The sequence below is a fragment of the Myxococcus sp. CA040A genome (assembly GCF_013336725.1).
Lineage (GTDB): Bacteria > Myxococcota > Myxococcia > Myxococcales > Myxococcaceae > Myxococcus > Myxococcus llanfairpwllgwyngyllgogerychwyrndrobwllllantysiliogogogochensis.
This window is the reverse complement of sequence record NZ_JABUMR010000010.1, coordinates 157,662-172,008: the sequence shown is the minus strand read 5'-3', so window position 1 is coordinate 172,008 and position 14,347 is coordinate 157,662. Positions and strand designations below refer to the sequence as shown.

At 67.4% G+C, this 14,347-nt stretch carries 8 protein-coding genes; 4 read left to right on the top strand and 4 right to left on the bottom strand.

Translation table 11 applies throughout. The annotated features are described in order from the left end of the window. Window positions 1-1,170: 1,170 nt before the first annotated feature. The 3 genes from HUA75_RS37790 to HUA75_RS37780 all read left to right on the top strand — a co-directional run bounded on the left by HUA75_RS37790 (window position 1,171) and on the right by HUA75_RS37780 (window position 4,609). Window positions 1,171-2,961 (top strand): hypothetical protein, encoded by a 1,791-nt coding sequence (locus tag HUA75_RS37790; protein ID WP_174460542.1) that lies wholly within the window; start codon window positions 1,171-1,173, stop codon window positions 2,959-2,961. A gap of 197 nt (window positions 2,962-3,158) precedes the next feature. Further along, complete coding sequence (locus tag HUA75_RS37785) at window positions 3,159-3,830, top strand: SDR family oxidoreductase (RefSeq protein WP_174489194.1); 672 nt, start codon at window positions 3,159-3,161, stop codon at window positions 3,828-3,830. Beyond that, complete coding sequence (locus tag HUA75_RS37780; protein WP_174458254.1) at window positions 3,830-4,609, top strand: SDR family NAD(P)-dependent oxidoreductase; 780 nt, start codon at window positions 3,830-3,832, stop codon at window positions 4,607-4,609. The genes HUA75_RS37785 and HUA75_RS37780 overlap by 1 nt, the downstream gene beginning before the upstream one ends. A 34-nt stretch (window positions 4,610-4,643) precedes the next feature. Here HUA75_RS37780 and HUA75_RS37775 read toward each other — a convergent pair whose 3' ends face one another. After that, the gene (locus HUA75_RS37775; protein WP_174489193.1) at window positions 4,644-5,450 is read right to left on the bottom strand and encodes a hypothetical protein; all 807 of its coding nucleotides are present in this window, start codon (window positions 5,448-5,450) and stop codon (window positions 4,644-4,646) included. A 449-nt stretch (window positions 5,451-5,899) separates the two neighbouring features. Here HUA75_RS37775 and HUA75_RS37770 point away from each other — a divergent pair, with 449 nt between their 5' ends. Beyond that, window positions 5,900-6,412: a hypothetical protein gene (locus HUA75_RS37770; RefSeq protein WP_174489192.1), complete on the top strand. Its 513-nt coding sequence runs from the start codon at window positions 5,900-5,902 to the stop codon at window positions 6,410-6,412. A 100-nt stretch (window positions 6,413-6,512) separates the two neighbouring features. Here the strand turns inward: HUA75_RS37770 and HUA75_RS37765 are convergent, their stop codons facing one another. From HUA75_RS37765 to HUA75_RS37755, 3 genes are all read right to left on the bottom strand, one after another. Beyond that, complete coding sequence (locus tag HUA75_RS37765; protein WP_174489191.1) at window positions 6,513-9,824, bottom strand: putative Ig domain-containing protein; 3,312 nt, start codon at window positions 9,822-9,824, stop codon at window positions 6,513-6,515. Between the two features lie 175 nt (window positions 9,825-9,999). Next, window positions 10,000-12,729, bottom strand: a complete 2,730-nt coding sequence (locus HUA75_RS37760) for a lamin tail domain-containing protein (RefSeq protein ID WP_174489190.1) — start codon at window positions 12,727-12,729, stop codon at window positions 10,000-10,002. Window positions 12,730-12,852: 123 nt separating this feature from the next. After that, entirely contained in the window at window positions 12,853-14,271 is a 1,419-nt protein-coding gene (locus tag HUA75_RS37755; protein ID WP_174489189.1) for an IgA Peptidase M64, read from the bottom strand. Window positions 14,272-14,347: the final 76 nt, after the last annotated feature.

Here is a 14,347-nt window from a genome sequence, read left to right as displayed (position 1 = left end):
CGATATCACCCGATGGGTGGCATCCTCGGAGTCGAGGCCATGACGGGGGGCTGCAAAGCACCGCCGCGACTCGACCTCCCGGAATCATCCCGCTTCAATTGATGCTTCGAGTCCGTGAGGCCTGCTCCTCGCGTGAGCCGGAAAGTCAGTCCTCTCTGACCCAGATGCAGTCCATGAAGCTCAAGACCCGCGTCCGTGCCGACCCTGTCCTTGGCTGTGGTGGCGGCATCGTCATCGCCGCCCCATCGAGTCGTCCGTCCGCGGTGAGCTGACTTCAGTCGCCAGCAGGCCGCGTGTCGGCTGTTGGCGACTGTTTTTGTTTCGCAGGTGCCGCATTGCGGCATCGTCAATCTTGACGCCGCCTGGATAAACTTGTTTTTCAGGTCTCAAGAGTTGGGTCCATGATGCAGGAATTCCAGTAATGAGGCAGTGATTGCGCTGCATCTCGTCATGGCCATTGCATGGAGCCCCCGAATGGCTGCTGCAACTTGACGTCAAGTTGTCGACCGGTTTCAATTGATACTCCGGGTCCGTGAGGACTGTCCCTCGCGTGAATCGGAAAGCCAGTCCTCACTCACATCAAGGAGCCGTCCATGAAGATCAAGACCCGCGTTCGCGCTGGACCTATCGCCACCTCCGGTGGCCGTGGCTGTGGCGGCGGCATCATCATCGCCGCGCCGCTCGACATCTGACCGCTGTGAGCTGACTTCAGTCGCCGGCGGGTGGTGTCTCGCCTGCCGGCGACTGTTTGCATGAGGGACGTGGAAGGTGGCGCATCGCGCCATCCTCGCTTTCGACAGCTCGCGACGATGCGGGAGGCCTGCCCATTGCTCGTATTGCATTTGAAATCCACGAAGCTTGTGCAACTTGACGGCAAGTAACAATCCGGCTTCAATTCACATCCCGGGTCCGCGAGGTCTGTTCCTCGCGTGAATCGGAAAGCCAGTCCTCACACACGCACAAGGAGCAGTCCATGAAGATCAAGACTCGCGTTCGTGCAGGTCCGATGCAGGCTGACGATGGCACCGTCATCGGTGGTCGTGGCTGTGGCGGCGGCATCATCGTCGCTGCCCCTCTCGACTTCTGAGCGATGAGCTGACTTCAGTCGCCAGCGGACCGGATACCGGCTGCTGGCGACTGTTTCATTCAGGGCCTTCGAGGAGTTGCCACGTGAGTCTGGACGCGGTGTCGCTGGACCCCCATGAGACGCTGTACGTGCCCATGCGGCGTCGCTTCATCAAGGAGTACCTGAACTCATCCGAGGGCCAGCGAGAGCTGCACATCTATTACGGCACCAAGGAGATCTACATCGAGGAGCTGGACCTGCACTCCTTTGGAGAGCAGCTCTGCCTCGAGGACTCCTTCATGGCGGGGGCCGCCACGCGGTGGACGCCGGGAGAGCCGTACCCCTGGGAGCGCGTGAAGGAGCTGCTCGAGGCGCTGCTGGCCGAGGGCATCGTGTCGCGCGAGCCCCCGACGCTCGCCTTCGACAGCGAGACGCATCGGAAGTACCTGGCGTTCGAGGCGCGGCGGGAGGCTCCCACGGAGCCGATGTGGTGGAACCCGGATGCGTCCGACGTCATGCGGAAGCTCACGGGAATCCCCCTGGAGCTGGGCTTCCTGGAGGCGATGCTCCCGGTGTATCGCATCGCGCACCCCGCCATCGACGCGGAGGGGCGGCACATCGGGGAGAGCAACGTCTTCCCCGAAGCCATGCGCATGAAGGTGGAGACGGAGTTCAAGGCCTGTCACTTCGCGGGCAGTCGCTACCGGAACAGCGCGCCGATGAACGTGACGGCGCTCAAGTCGATGATGAAGCACTGGAAGCCGATGATGCACGCGGTGCTCGCGGTGCGTCGGGCGTTCCTGCGCGATGACACCGTGCTTCCGGACGGACGCTGGCGGATGGGCGACCTGCACGCGGTGGCGTGTGCCGTGCTCGCGGTGCCCTCCTTCATGTTGATGCGCGCGAACGACCCGGTGCCCAACGGCACGCTGGACCCGGTCCTGTCGAACATCTACCGGGTGACGGACGGCGTGCGGATGGTGGCGGCCTTCATGCTCTTCCTCCCGGAGGAGCCGATGACGTACGACACGCCCATCTCCTCGGCCGAGCTGCTCTACGTGTCGGACCGCGACAACCACTACCTGTCGACCCGAGGGGTGTGCGCCGGGCCTCCGAACCTGATGGAGGAGTACTTCCAGACGCTGATGGATGGCAGGCCCGTGGCCGGTGAGCCTCCGACTCCCTTCGAGTGGGCGAACGACATCGTCCCGGGAGTGGACTACGGGCAGTTGGGGCTCCAGCTCTACTCGCTCCAGTTCAACCTGTGGAGCTACATGTGTCGCGCCTATGAGCACATCCGCGCGGCGGTGTTCAAGGTGGAAGGGGAGTCCGACGGGTTCTGGGGCCGGATGCGCGAGCGGATGGCGCATGACTGGGAGATGATGAGGCCCACGCGCCTGCACACGGCGACGCAGCGCAACTGGGCGGAGGCTCGCTACATCGAGATGTTCGACCGTGCCCAGCGCGGTGTGAGCACCTTCCGGGAAGAGTCGTTGGTTCGCTTGCAGGATGTCTTCACGCCCGTGCATGACGCGGTGTACGAGACCACCCGCGAGCACCTCAGGGGCCTGGTCCGTGAGCGCTCGGGAGCCACCTCGGGGCCGCGCATGGAGCTCGCGGATGCCATCGCGGATGCCACCGCGGAGTATCTGACGCTGGAGCGCTCGGCGCTCCTCGCGCTGGAGAATGTCCAGCGTGAGACCAACGCGCTGCTGAAGCGTCCTCATCCGGAGCGGCGGCTCACCAACAAGGACCTCGCGCTGCACCATCGGATGCGAGCGGGCACCATCGGCGTGCTGCCCTACTTGCTGGACGTGTTCCGGGACGAGCTGGGGGTCGACATCGACAACTCGCCGGAAGGCACCCGGCTGAGCCAGCGCGGCAACGCGGCTTGAGTGGGCTGGAGGGATGGCTGTCCCCGGGAGTGGCCCGCTTCAGGGGCGGCTCCCGGGTCCGGGCCCTCGTGGCCTGACTCCCCGCCGCGGGTGAACACGCGTGGGGGCAGTGACACGGGGCCCCTTTCTTGTGCCGGTCCGACATACTCCCCGCCTCGCGAGCCCCGCGAGGGTGAGCCCAGGGGAGGGCACGGCACGTGAGTGGTCGGAATGTCATCGTCGTCGGAGGCACGGGCGACATCGGCCGGGCCGTCACGCACAAGCTGCGTGCGGAGGGCCTGAAGGTCCTCTGCGCCGCGAACGACGTGGCGACGGAGACCGAGGACGCGGTGCACGTGGACGTCACGCGTGAGGACTCCGTGGTGTCGATGTTCGACAAGGCGGAGGCGGGGCTCGGTCCCATCTCGGTGCTGGTCAACTGCTCGGGGTTTGGCGTCTTCGCTCCGCTCCACGAGCTGACGCTCGAGGACTGGCGCAAGAGTCTGGAGGTGAACCTGACGGGGACGTTCCTGTGTGCGCGGGAGGCGTTCCGGAGGATGAAGCCCCGAGGTGGGGGGCGGCTCATCCACCTCGGGTCCGTGAGCGACCACCTCACCTTGCCGATGAATGGGGCCTATGCGGCGTCCAAGCACGGGGTGCGAGGGCTGACCGGGGTCTTGAACGAGGAGGGCAAGGCGCTCGGCATCCGGGCGACGCTCCTGTCCCTGGGGGCGGTCTACACGTCCTTCTGGAAGTCCCGGCCGGAGTTCAGTCCCTCGGACATGCTCTCGGTGGACGACGTGGCGCAGTGTGTCTGGGAGATTTCCACCAAGCCGTTGAACGTACGGGTCGACGAGGTTCGCCTCGTCCCTCCCCGAGGTGTCCTCTGATGGAGACGCAGTCGAAGCAGGCCCCTGTCGCGGTCGTCACTGGAGCCAGTCGCGGGATTGGCGCGGCCATCGCCACCGAGCTGGCGCGGCAGGGGTTCGAGGTGGTCCTGCTGGCGCGGGACGAGGCGGCGCTGACGCGACTCCAGGAGCGGCTGACCGCGGCTGGGGGGCGTGTGTGGCCGTTGGCCTGTGATTTGGCGGACGAGGGCGCGGTGGGTGTGGCGCTCTCACGGCTCGAGGCGAAGCTGGGGGTGCCGCGAGTGCTCGTGAACAACGCGGGGGTGGGTGGGCCGTTCCACCGCGTGGACGAGGTGAGCACCGCCGAGTGGGAGCAGTTGTTCGACGTGAATGTGAAGGGCGTGCGCAACCTGTGTCAGTGGGCCCTGCCGCGCATGAAGGCCCAGGGGTACGGGCGCATCGTGAACATCGCGTCCATCATGGGGCTCTTTGGTGGGGCGCAGTCGTCCACCTATGCGGCGACCAAGCACGCGGTGGTGGGCTACTCGAAGGCCATCGCCGCCGAGTGGGGGGCGTATGGCATCACCTGCAACGCGCTCTGCCCGGGCTACATCGACACGGAGATGCTGGCGAAGGCGGACCCGGCCGTGCGCGCGCGACTGCTGGAGCGAATCCCCGTGAAGCGGTTCGGGACGCCGGAGGAGGTGGCGGGGATGGTGTCCTTCCTCGTCGGGCCCTTCAGTGGCTACGTGAATGGCAGTGCCGTGGTGATGGACGGCGGCCTGTCGGCGCACCTGGCGTCGGACCTGCCCGCGTTCTGACGGGTGGATGTCCCCGGGGACTTCGGTTCGCCGTCTACGCGGCGACGGGAGTCGTCAGGCCCCTGCGCTCCATGAAGGCGCGCAGCTCCGGCCACCGCGAGGACAGGGATTCGAAGTCATCGGGGCGCCCGAGCCGTGCAGCGGCCAGTGTGGCGTCGATATCCATCGCATGAGTTATCGGGTCCACGGCGTCCAGGGCGAAGGCCTTGAGGAGCTTGAGTCGGCGGGTATCACGTCCCGCCAGGGCGTCCGCCTCGTTCGCTCGGGCCGCGAGGAGCGCCAACGCGGCGTTGTGCTGTCCGTCGCGGCAGAGCAGGGAGACCTCGGGCAGCAACGCGTAGGAGGGGGGCAGCTTCCCAGCCCGCTTGCGCCCTTCCTCCAGCCATTCACGTGCCGGGGACAGCTCGCCCTGGAGGAAGTAGGCGTGGGCAATCAGATTGGGCAGCCATTGGTGCGCGGCTGGAACGAACCTTCGCAACGCACCGGAGTGCTCCGCGGAGCCGAAGAGTTCGAGTGCGCGTGCTGCCTCCCCCAGAGTCAACAGAGACTGTCCGGCCATGGTGACGGAGACGGCCCGCTGGGTGCCCTGGGTGCTTTGGCGTGCGGCCTCCTCGTAGCAGCGGGCTGCTTCTCGTTCGTCACCCGCGCTCGAGAACGAGACTCCCTGGTGATAGGTCGTGCCCCACCTGCGGATGCGCCAGAAGAAGAAGGCGAACAGCGCGAGGAACAGCGCGCCACAGCCGCCGGCGAGCACCGGAGGCGTCAGGTACTCGCGCAGCGAACTGGTGCGGGAGGTGGCGTTGTAGGAGATGACGAAGGCGACGACGAGAAACAGCCACATTCCGCCCCGTTGCGCCGAGAAGAAGGAGAAGGGCCGCAGATGGCGCTCTTTGGGAAGGGGAAGCGGAGTCACGTGGGCTCACAAGGCGAAGGTCGAAGCCGCCTCGTAGCCTGACAGCGCGCTGGAATTCCATCCGCTCTTGGTGTCAGCGGCTCGCAACCGAGTCCCCTGGTGACTGTCTGGGGGCTTGAGTCGCTCATTCGCCAAGAACCGGACCTGACGAATCCACGGAGAAGCCTCGCGCTGACACCCGAGCGTCGAGGCGCCAGGCTGCCTGTCCCTCGTGCTTCGGGGCTGGGGCTTGGGTTCCCCGGGTTCTCGGCCGCCTGGAGCGTTCGCATGTTGACGAGGAGGTGAGTGGGTGGGGCGGGGCGTGCCCCAGGCCCACGAGCGTTGACGCGCATGCGGAGCACGGGGGGACGATGGACCGCACACGCCAAGGAGGGTGGTTGGCGCTGGCGCTCGTGGGGGGCGTGCTGGGGGGCGGTGGCTGCGAGCGGCAAGAGGACAAGGTGTCGACGCGCACTCCCTCGGCGGACGACCGGGAGGTGCGCTCGGCCCTGTTTCGAGACCTGGTCGCCTCGCGTGAGCGCGCGCCAGACCCCGAGGCCTTGAAAGGTCTGGATGCGCAGGGCCGCACGGGACAGGGTGGCTCGGGGCGACCCGCGCCCACGGGGAGTGTGTCGGGGCGCGTGGAGTGGGTGGGGGACAACGAGTTGCTCATCCGCGATTCGGGCGGACAGGAGCGGGATGTCGAGGTGACGTCGGACACGCTGCTGCGGTTGAACGGGAAGCCGGTGGGTCTGGCCTCGATGCGCGAGGGGGACTCCGTCGAGGTGACATACGACGACGGCCCCGGCGGCTGGGTGGCGCGAGATGTCGAGGTGGTGATTGCCCAGGAGCCGCTCATCCCGACGGAGCGTGAGCTCCGCGAGCGCGACAAGGCCTCGTCGCGTCCGTGAGCGGACATCGCCCGGTTCATCCCGCGACGAAGCGGCGCGGGTGCTCACGCCGAGTCGTCGGTAGGTCGAACGTGCCGTCCGCTGACAACGGGGCCTTGCGTCAGAACGCGTTGCCGTTCGCGCGACGGCCCGGTGACGAGCCAAGGCTGGGATTGAGCGTGGTGTGGAGGACGAAGTCGGTGCCGCCAGGGAACGCGTCGGGTGAGCGATTGAGCGACACGTTGTCCACGGTGCTCGTATAGGTCATCACATCCACCGCGGTGTTCTGGAGGTTTCGCAGGGTCACGGTGTCGCCGCCGTTGTTGAGGCCCAGCTGCCCGGTGGAGGCGTGCACGGTGTCAGGCGTGCCAGGTGGGAAGCCGTTGGGGCCGCCGAAGACGGCATACGCCTTTCCCGGCGGGACGAGTGTCCCCGTGGCGAAGGTGTGCCGGACCACGTTGGCATCCGACAGAGACCAGCCAGACAGGTCCGCGGTGGAGCCGCCGGTGTTGATGACCTCGACGAACTCGTACTGACTGTCGGGCACGGTGCCGCCGTCGCCACTCGGGACCGAGGGTTCGTTGGCGAGCACCTCGTTGATGAGCATCGCGGGAGGTGTGCTCGTCCCACCGTCGGGGACGCCGCCTCCTCCGCCGAAGGCATAGTGGCTGACGACGGGGTAATGGTCGCTGACGATGTTGTTGTAGTTGGGAATCCACGAGTCGGGGCGAACGACGCGGACGGAGTCGGGGACGTAGACGGCGGCGACTTCGTCGCTGACGAGCGTGTGGTCGATGGTGTCGGGGTATTCGGTGGTGGTGCGCTCGGCGCGCTCCGACAGGGCCCGGGTGATGAAGGTGTAGTGGGTGGGGTTGGAGATGAAGTTCTCGAAGGGCGTGTTCAGATACACGCCTCCGCTGTACGTGATGGAGCGGTCGACATCGTCATTCCAGTCGCCAATGACAATCACGCGCGCGGTAGGCATCCCGTCGAGATAAGCCTTCAGCGCGATGCTGGCCTCCTGTCTTCGCCCATGGGACTCCACGTCGGCGAAGGCCTTCATGTGCATGACGATGACGATGAGGGGGGCCGAAGCGCCGTTGATGAAGGTGGTGAAGTTGACGCGCAGGGGAGGGCGACCTCCGAAGACATTGGAGTTCTCGGTGAGGATGAGCTCCGCGCTCTGGAAGACGAGGCTGCTGTCGTAGAGGATGCCGGGCTTCTGCTCTCCGGCCGAGTACCAGAAGCTGGTGTTGGGGACGTAGGTCGAGTCGTTGGCGAGGAAGCCGTCGTATTGGGGGAGCTGCGCCTTGAGGACGTCGAAGTCCGCGTTGTCCACGATCTCGACCAGGCCCCATACGTTGGCGCCCGTGTCCGCGAGGATGTCTCGCGCGTGAGCGAGCTGCAGGTCATCGAGATTCCCCCCGGGTGACGTGGAGTTGGGCGGGCCCTGGGTCTCCGCGCCGAACCACTCGATGTTCCAGTGGCCCACAATGAAAGGCTGTCCCGAGCCGCTGACGGTGAGTGACAGCGCGCGCGAGGCGGAGGAGCCCTTGGCGTCCTGCACGGAGGCGCTGAAAGACGTGATGCCCTGGACGGTGGGAGTGCCGGAGATGAGGCCGCTCGCGGAGAGGGTCAGGCCGGTGGGCAGCGCGCCCACGTGGCTCCAGGTCAGGGGCGCGCGCCCCTCGCTCGCCGTAAGGGTGGTGGAGTAGGGCTGGCCCGAGATGGCCTGGGGCAGGGTGTCCGTCGTCACGGTGGGGGGCACGTAGACGGAGAGAGACACGCTGCGCTCGGCGAAGCGGCCTTGGGCATCGGAGACGCGGATGGTGAAGGTGCGGGTGCTGGAGGTGGTGGTGCCGCTGATCGTGCCGGAGCTGGAGAGGGACAGGCCGGTGGGGAGTGAGCCTGAGACGACGCTCCAGGAGAAGGGGGCCTTGCCACCGGAGACGGCCAGGGTGGCGGAGTAGGGCGCGCCAGTGTCGGCCTCGGGGAGCGCGCTCGTGGTGATGGTGGGGGGGGCGTAGACGACGAGCGCCAGGGTCCGAGGGGCCGTGCGACCGTTCTCGTCGGAGACGCGGACGGTGAAGGACGAGGTGCCGGCGGAGGAGGGCGTGCCGCTGAGCGTGCCCTGGGGCGAGAGCGAGAGGCCGGGAGGCAGCGTGCCGGAGACGAGCGTCCAGGTAAGGGTGCCTCGGCCACCGGTGGCGGTGAGCGCGTGCTGGTAGGCGGTGCTCAGCGTCGCATCGGGGAGGGCCTGGGTGGTGATGGTGGGAAGGGCGAGGACGGTGAAGGCGACGGAGCGAGTGGCGGTGCGGCCATTGGCGTCACGAGCGATGACGTCGAAGGTGAAGGCGCCGCCCTGGGTGGGCTGTCCGTGGAGGAGTCCCTCGGGAGCGAGTGAGAGTCCGGTGGGAAGGGGGCCCGGAGTGGAGAAGACGAAGGGGGCCTTGCCCTGCGAGGCCTGGAGGGCGCGAGCGACGTTGTCCTGGACGTAGACGCTCTGCGGGGCCACGGCGGCGAGCAAAGGGGGCAGGTAGGTCGCGAGGGAGAGCTCCCGCATATCGGTGGCGCCGTTGGCGTCGGTGACGCGGAGGCTGAACGTGGAGGTGCCGGCGGCGGAGGGGGTGCCATCGAGGACGCCGGAGCCGAGCAGCGCGAGTCCGGGAGGCAGGGCGCCGCTGACGAGGGTCCACGCGTAGGGCGCCTTCCCGCCGAGGACGGAGGGGGCCTGGCCATAGGCGCTGTCCGTATAGGCATCCGGGAGGGTGGTGGAGGTGATGGTGAGTCCGTCGCGGATGGTGAGCTGGAAGTCCGCGGACGCGGTGTGGCCATTGGCGTCGCGGGCCTCGAGGGTGAAGGAGAAGGAGCCCGAGGTGGTGGGGGTGCCGGCGAGGGAGAAGGCTTCCAGTTGGAGGCCGGGGGGCAGGGCACCGGAGGTGACGTGGAGGCTCAGCGGGGCGAGTCCACCGGAGGCCGAGAGGGCGGCGGAGTAGGGGAGGCCAACGACACCGAGCGAGAGGGACGCGGTGGAGAAGGTGGGCGGCGCGAGAACGGAGAGGGTGAGTTGCTGGGAGGACGCGGCGCCGGAAGCGTCCTGGACGTGAACGGTGAAGGTGAAGGAGCCGGAGGCGACGGGGCTGCCGGAGAGGAGTCCCTGAGCGCCGAGCCGCAGGCCGGAGGGCAGGTCTCCACTGGAGAGGCTCCAGGCGTAGGGGGGCGAGCCACCGGAGACCGCGAGGGGCGCGGAGTACGCGTCACCGAGGTAGGCGTCGGAGAGGGAAGTGGTCTCGACGGTGAGCGAGGTGTGGCCGCCGTCGGTGGGATTCGGACCGGCGTCCCGTTCAGGGAGCAGGGGTGTGGTGGGCTTGGAGCCGGGGCATGCGGACAGGCTGAGGGCGAGCAGCAACGTCAGTGCACGTTGGAACCGCATGGAGACTCCGAACCGGCAGGGGCCGTGGCCGCAGGTGAGAGCGGGCACTGTAGTCCGTGGCGGTGACAGCAGCTCAATCGCGCGTCGAGTGATTCGGCCAAGAAAAAGGCCGCGGCCCCCGAAGGGACCGCGGCCAGGAAGGATGAGCTTGGGGGCTCAGCCCCGTGTCAGCCGATTACGGCGTCGGCGCGCCGGGAGTGAGGGGCAAGAACACGAAGTCGGCGTTGTTGTTGTTGGTGTCGCCGCCGTTGGGAACGCGCTGGATAGAGCCCGCCGCCGAGCCCGAGTCCGCAGCGGAGGTCTTGGTCCCCTCGAGGAAATCGAGGAGCAAGTCACCCGCGCCGGTCACGATGTTGAACTGGGTGTTCTCGGGGCCGGTCTCGTAGAAGACGGTGTCGATCATCGTTCCCGTGGTGTTCTGGAGGAGGCCGATGCCGTCAGGGCCGTTCTGGACGATGTTCTCGTTCGGAGTAGCGTTCGGCGGCGGCACGGCGATGATCAGACGCAGAACGCCGGGCAGCGGATTGCTGGCGAAGTAGGTCGTCGAGGCAGCGACCAAATAGCCACCAGCCGGCAGTGACGTCACCGCGGTACCACCAGCATCGGTCACGGCGCTCAGCGGGAAGCGGAGGTACTGGCGACGCGGCGTGGCCGCAGGCGAGCCACCGTTGACGAGGACGAGTTCGAGGTCGCTCAGGTCGGCGGCCGCGTTGCCTCGGTTGTAGATCTCGATGAACTCCGCAGTGTCATTGCTGGGGTTGTCGTAGTCCACCTCGTTGATGACGAGCGAAGCGCCCTGGGGCGGAGGCGTGAAGCCGGTGAAGTTCGCGCTGTTGTTCGCGCTGGCGACCGGCTTGCCGCTCAGGTCGGTGACCTCGCCGGAGACGGTGGCCGTATAGGCCGTGCCCGCGGTCTGCTCGCTCGTGGTGAGGGTCACCAGCGTTCCGTCGACCGCGACGCCCGAGACGGTCAGGTTTTCGATGGTGAAGTCCGAGGCCTGCACCGAAGCCTCAGCAATCTTACGGTCGAACGTGAGCCGGACCTGCGTGGCGGACAGGCTGGTCGCCGTGACCAGCTTGGGCGCGGGGCAGTCGAGCGTGATGTCCGAAGCCGAGAAGGCCGACGGCTGCGGGGTGGTGCCGAACCGCCACATGGGACCCACGAGGGTGAACTGGCAGCCCGGGGCGGCTTCGAGCGCCTGGGGCAGGGCCGTGGGCATGCGCAGGCGAATCGTGTTGGTGGTGGACATCCCGGTCGTCGTGATGGGGAAGCCCGTGAAGCCCGCCCCCGCGCCGCCCACAGCGCCCAGGGTACCGGAGAGCGTGATGAGCTGATACTCGTAGCCGGCCAGTGCGGTAACGAGGTCGTTCGCGCCGGAGCGGTCCACGGCCAGCGAGCGCACCGAGTGACCCTGGCTGAGCCGCGTGAAATCCGCGACGGTGCTGGCCAGGTCCTGCTGGTTCGCGAGCTGCTTCGTGGCGACCGTCAGGCTGATCCGGTCTCCCACGGACACCTGGTTCACGACGGCGGGGTCGGAGACGAACATCGCGGGGCCGTTGGCCTCCGCCTGGAGGAAGAAGCCGACAGGCTCGGTCTCGTTGTCCTGGCCCGGCACGGCGGGCTTGAGGAACGTGACGTAGGCTCCATTGACGGGCAGGTTGGGGGAGCCCGCCTCGGCGGCGAGGAAGGCGGCAATCTGCGCGCTGGTCTCAGCCGCGGTGGGGCCAGGGGCCGTCTCGCAAGCGTGGGTGGTCGTGTTGCAGACTTGGCCCGCCGTGCAGCTCGCGTTCGTCAGGCACTGCACGCACTCCGTGCGGTTGTTGCAGACCGGCTTCAGCGGATCCAGACCCGCGCACTGGGTGTCGGTGACGCAGACCTCGCACTGACCACGGTTGTTGTTGCCCGTGGGGTCGCAGAAGTCACGCGCGCTGTCCGGCACCGCGGCGCAGTCGGTATTTTCCGTGCAGCCGCACAGGAAGTTGGCATTGCAGGCCGGCTTGGTCGCATCGCAGTGGGCGGTGTTGCCCGGGGAGCACTCGACGCACACCGTCGGCGTGGTGTCCGTGCGGCAGACCGGGGTCTCCGGAGCGCACGACGCGTTGTCCGCGCAGCCCTCGCAGGCGGTGCCCGCGGCGTTGCACGTCTGCTCACCCAGGCAACCCTCGGTGGCGTTGCAGACCTTGCACTCGCCAGCGCCGTTGTTGGCCGCCGTGTCGCAGATGTTGGTGGGCGAAGAGCAGCCCTGGTCGGGGCTCGTCTGCGAGTCGAAGCAGACCTTGCACGCGCCCGCGCCGCTGTTGGCGGCCGTGTCGCAGATGGGGGCCGTGGCCGAGCAGCCCAGGTCCTGGCTATTGCCCGTGGCGGAGTCCGTGCACGCCTTGCAGACGCCCACGCCGTTGTTGGCGGTGGTGTCGCAGACCGGCACTTCAGCGGCACAGCCCAGGTCCTGGCCGTTGCCCGTGGCCGTGTCGCGGCACGCGGTGCATACGCCCTTGCCGCCTGTGCCAGTGATGTCGCAGACAGGAGCAGCGGCGGAGCAGCCTTCATCCGTGCCCGTGCCCGTGGCGGAGTCGCGGCAAATCTTGCACACGCCCGTGCCGGAGCTGATGTCACACAGCTCGCCCGTGCCGCAGCCCGGGTTGCAGGTCACGCCCGCGTCCGGAGTCCCCGAGTCGGGAGTGCCCGAGTCCGGCGTCCCCGAATCCGGCGTCCCCGAGTCCGGGGTCGGTACGTTGATGGCGACCTGATCACAGGTCCCATCGTTACAGGTCCACTCCTTGCCCGGATCTGGCTGGCCATTATCGGCGCGACAGTCGAACTGGTCGACGCACTCATCTCCACAGCCCGTGCCCATCGTGACGAGCACGGCGGTCATGAGCGCTGCAAGCCAATTTCGCTTCTGCATGCGGTCCCCTCCAGGGATGCAGGTAGTAACTCGCCCCCCTTACACCTGAACCTGGAGAGGGTCCATTGCGGGGCCCCCGTGACACCGCCATGTCACGCAGGAATCCCTCGAAATGACTGGTTATCAGGGTGTCTTGCGGGAGGCTGGAGGTCGGGGACCCGCGTACAAGTCGATGACCTGTGAAATCGCGCTCTGACACACCGCGCAGAAGGGCACCCGGTCCCGGGTGAACATCACACAGTCGAGCTGGGGTCTGTAATACCCCCGGGCCTCGTAGTTGGCCCCTTCGAAGGCGCCCACCTTGTTCGAGTACTTCTGTGAGGAAAGGAACTTCTCCTCCCAGTCACGCTGCGCCACGAACAGTGAGTCCATCTCCGACTCCGGCTTGCGCTGGGCCCGGACCTGGCGGCGGCGCTTCTGCACGTCATTGGAGTGCGTCTCGTAGGCCTCCTTGCTCCAGGGTGTGGGCAGGGGCGTGCCGGGCGTCACCAGGTGCTTCCACTTGAGCTGCTCCGGGTCCTTGAGCGCGGTGACGTTCTTCTCCCAGGGCTCCAGCCGGTCGGCGCTGGGCACGTAGACGGACTCGGAGGTGTAGTACTCGTCGGCGAGGCCCGCGAAGTGATGGCCGAACTCATGGACGAAGACGTAGGGCGCCCACAGGCTGTCAGCCGCCACGGTGCCGTAGAGGCCGAGGATGCCTCCGCCTCCATAGGTGTTGCCGTTGGACAGGATTTCGACGAACTCGTAGGGCGCGAAGGCAGACAGTTCGCGGAAGGCCTTGTTGTCGAAGGTCAGGATGTAGCGCTCGCTGCCGAAGGCATCATAGGTGGTGCCCACGGGTGAGCGCCGGTGGACGCCGGTGGACGGCCGGGAGATTCCGGACTGCACGGCGGGCGGCATCAGGCCCCAGACGTTGAAGTCTGCCTTGCGCTCCTTGAAGGGCGAGAAGGTGAAGAGGATGTCCACCATGCGCCGGGCGTCCTTCTCGAACCTGGCGCGCTCCGCTTCGGTGTAACCGTCGCCCAGGATGAGCAGGTCCACCTTCTGCTCCGGCGGCCCGTTCTCCAGCAGCTTCAGCAGCGGGCCTGGCGCGGGCGGTGAGGACGGGTCCACGAACATGTCCTTCGGGTCCACGATGAGTGACCACACCTCGCGGAAGGCGTTCTGTGCGTCCCGCTTCTTGAGGAGCACCTGGACGGGGCGCTCCGGCGTGGGAAAGCGAAGCGACTCGTGGAAGGTGCGGTGCTGGCTCTTCGCCTCGGTGGTGAGCTCCCACTCTCCGTAGATGGAAGCGAAACCCCGGGAGAAGAGGACCTGGTTCGTGTCCCGGTCCCTTACCTCGAAGAGATACTTGCCGAGGTTGGTGTCGTCGACCGCGCGTGCGGTGTGTCCCGGCCAGGGGAGCGGTTCGGTGACCACCCGGTCGAGGCTGAAGCGTTCCTCGGTGGCGTTGCCGGTGTGGAAGTAATCCACCCGGAGGGTGCGAGGGGCCGCGGCGGAAGCGCTCGTGGCCAGGAGCAGGGCAAGAAGGGCACGCGTCATGCGCGGCACTCTATGCGGCGGCGACGTTATCGGCGCGGCTGGCGAACTCGCTCGCTGGCTTCGTGACGAACGCGGT